The sequence below is a fragment of the Chromatiales bacterium genome, assembly GCA_014762505.1.
GTDB lineage: Bacteria > Pseudomonadota > Gammaproteobacteria > SpSt-1174 > SpSt-1174 > SpSt-1174.
In genome coordinates this window covers 1-1,898 of sequence record JABURS010000003.1, presented here as the reverse complement: position 1 = coordinate 1,898, position 1,898 = coordinate 1, and the positions used below count along the sequence as shown (strand labels likewise).

3 protein-coding genes are annotated in these 1,898 nt (G+C 45.3%); all 3 read right to left on the bottom strand.

Annotated elements, in window-relative coordinates:
- Window positions 1-232: 232 nt before the first annotated feature.
- Window positions 233-418, bottom strand: a complete 186-nt coding sequence (locus HUJ28_00030; protein ID MBD3617857.1) for a hypothetical protein — start codon at window positions 416-418, stop codon at window positions 233-235.
- Window positions 419-588: 170 nt separating this feature from the next.
- Window positions 589-1,041 (bottom strand): hypothetical protein, encoded by a 453-nt coding sequence (locus HUJ28_00025; protein ID MBD3617856.1) that lies wholly within the window; start codon window positions 1,039-1,041, stop codon window positions 589-591.
- Entirely contained in the window at window positions 1,034-1,771 is a 738-nt protein-coding gene (locus tag HUJ28_00020) for a hypothetical protein (GenBank protein ID MBD3617855.1), read from the bottom strand. Before HUJ28_00020 ends, HUJ28_00025 begins: the two co-directional genes overlap by 8 nt.
- Window positions 1,772-1,898 lie beyond the last annotated feature (127 nt).

The following is a 1,898-nucleotide window of genomic DNA, read 5'->3' as shown; positions in this document are numbered from 1 at the left end:
ATATTTTGCCAAATATCCACTTCAGAGTGGTCTACTTATTGGGGAAGCTTACGATGTTGTTCCGGCCAGCGTCGCAGGTGGTCACCAGGACCACGGGGCCGGGCTCGAGGAGGGTGAAGACCTTGGTAAGAGCCATCGCGTGCATGGTTCGCCCACCGCATCACTTGGGGAGGGATCGACTCGAAGGCAGCAGCGCCTGTGAAAGCGCTCAGCCTGTCATTGATCAGTCAATTCACAAACGAACGATTCTTTTCGCCAGGGGATACATGGCAAGCGAAAGCAAAACCCAGGCACCAGCCAGATAAACCACGACATTATCCGGCGCCTTGACCTGCAGGGATATCAGCATGAGGACGATCACGAAAAGGATGCCGAAGCTGATGATGAAGGAACCTGCCATGTACTTTATGAAGTTCATATCATTGCCTAGTAATCGGAGAACGGTTCATACGAATAAACGGGAAAGATCAACTATCTAATCCCGAGACCCAGAATAATAAATCCGTCACCTTTTGTTACACTTTAACCGGCTGACACAGCGCTTTGAACACCTCCGGGACCCCAACTTGAACCCTGTAATTTTTACAGTCATTTTGCATCGACAACCAATGGGCGAATTTGGATATCGAGCTCCATGTATTCACCATTGCAATAGAACATATCGATCGTCTCGATATGAGTAACGCGATAAACCAAAAGCTTAAGCAACATCGATAAGTTTGCTGGCCCGAATGGGATAAGATAAACCCTTTTCCAATCTCTCTCCTTAAGCTTCACCGCCAATTTCTTCAATATCATTTCAAACTCTTTCTTAGTAGACTCCTGACTGGTGAAATTCAAAGTTCCTTCAGATGCATTAAAAACCTGACCACGAAGCAGTTTTTCTGGAAGATGATGAACGCCGGCATTAGCTATTATGGTCAGCGTCCCCTCGTTCTCGACTGCTGACTTGCTCAGCCTAGTTAACTCTTCCACCAACCGGCCTTCTCCTACCGACCTTAGCGCCTCTTCCAGAAGAGCACTCAACTCATTGCTATTCATTTTTCTGAGCCTGCCCAATCAGAGCACTGATATCAGAGCTAAAGAAATCGTAAATCCATGTTCCTTTCTTTAATTGAATGGCAGGAATCTCATCCCTTCCATTGCTGTTTCTATATGGCTTTACCCAAATTGACGAGTCACCTTGGACGAAAGAGTAGCGCAGTACTGCCGAGTGACTCAGCACCCGTATTTTCCCATCTCCGATGTTATTAATTTCTTCGATTATTCGTCTTAGCTTGTCTTGATTTGGAACCACATGACCAGCCTCCTTCTCCATCCCCAAAAGAAATGACCCGGCATCCGAATTAAAGTCAATAACGATGAGATTGGTATCCATGCCGCGCCGGGAACGCTCCTTGAATATCGAGAGGTAATCTTCAAATATTCTTGGCGTGTAGTTCAGACCGATTGTAAGCAATGTGCTTTGCGTGATGAGATCAGAGTAATCCACATCCCTTGAGTTCTGCACTACATCTATAATCCCTGATGTGGCGACATGGATGTTCTTCACGGTCAGTGCCGTGATTTCTTCAAATAGCTGCTTTCGTACGCCAACATCAAATACCCACTGAATGGCCCCGAATACTAATAGCATCACTCCGATATTTGCCAACGCATTATCCACGTCGACCTTTAAGACATCCTTCTCAAAAATATTGGCGACGAGAATACATGCCAATCCAATTATGATCAGTATGTACTGGATATTACGTACAATTAACTTTGTCATTCCGCTTCCTACTGAGAACCGACTCATTCATGTTTCCTGGAAAAACGAGATAGATTTATTCTTGAATCCACACGTAAGCTTCCCCAATAAGTAGACCACTCTGAAGTGGATATTTGGCAAAATATCA

Coding starts and splice junctions, on each gene's coding strand:
- HUJ28_00025 (MBD3617856.1), bottom strand. CDS start 1,041: ATGAATAGCAATGAGTTGAGTGCTCTTCTGGAAGAGGCGCTAAGGTCG.
- HUJ28_00020 (MBD3617855.1), bottom strand. CDS start 1,771: ATGACAAAGTTAATTGTACGTAATATCCAGTACATACTGATCATAATT.
- HUJ28_00030 (MBD3617857.1), bottom strand. CDS start 418: ATGAACTTCATAAAGTACATGGCAGGTTCCTTCATCATCAGCTTCGGC.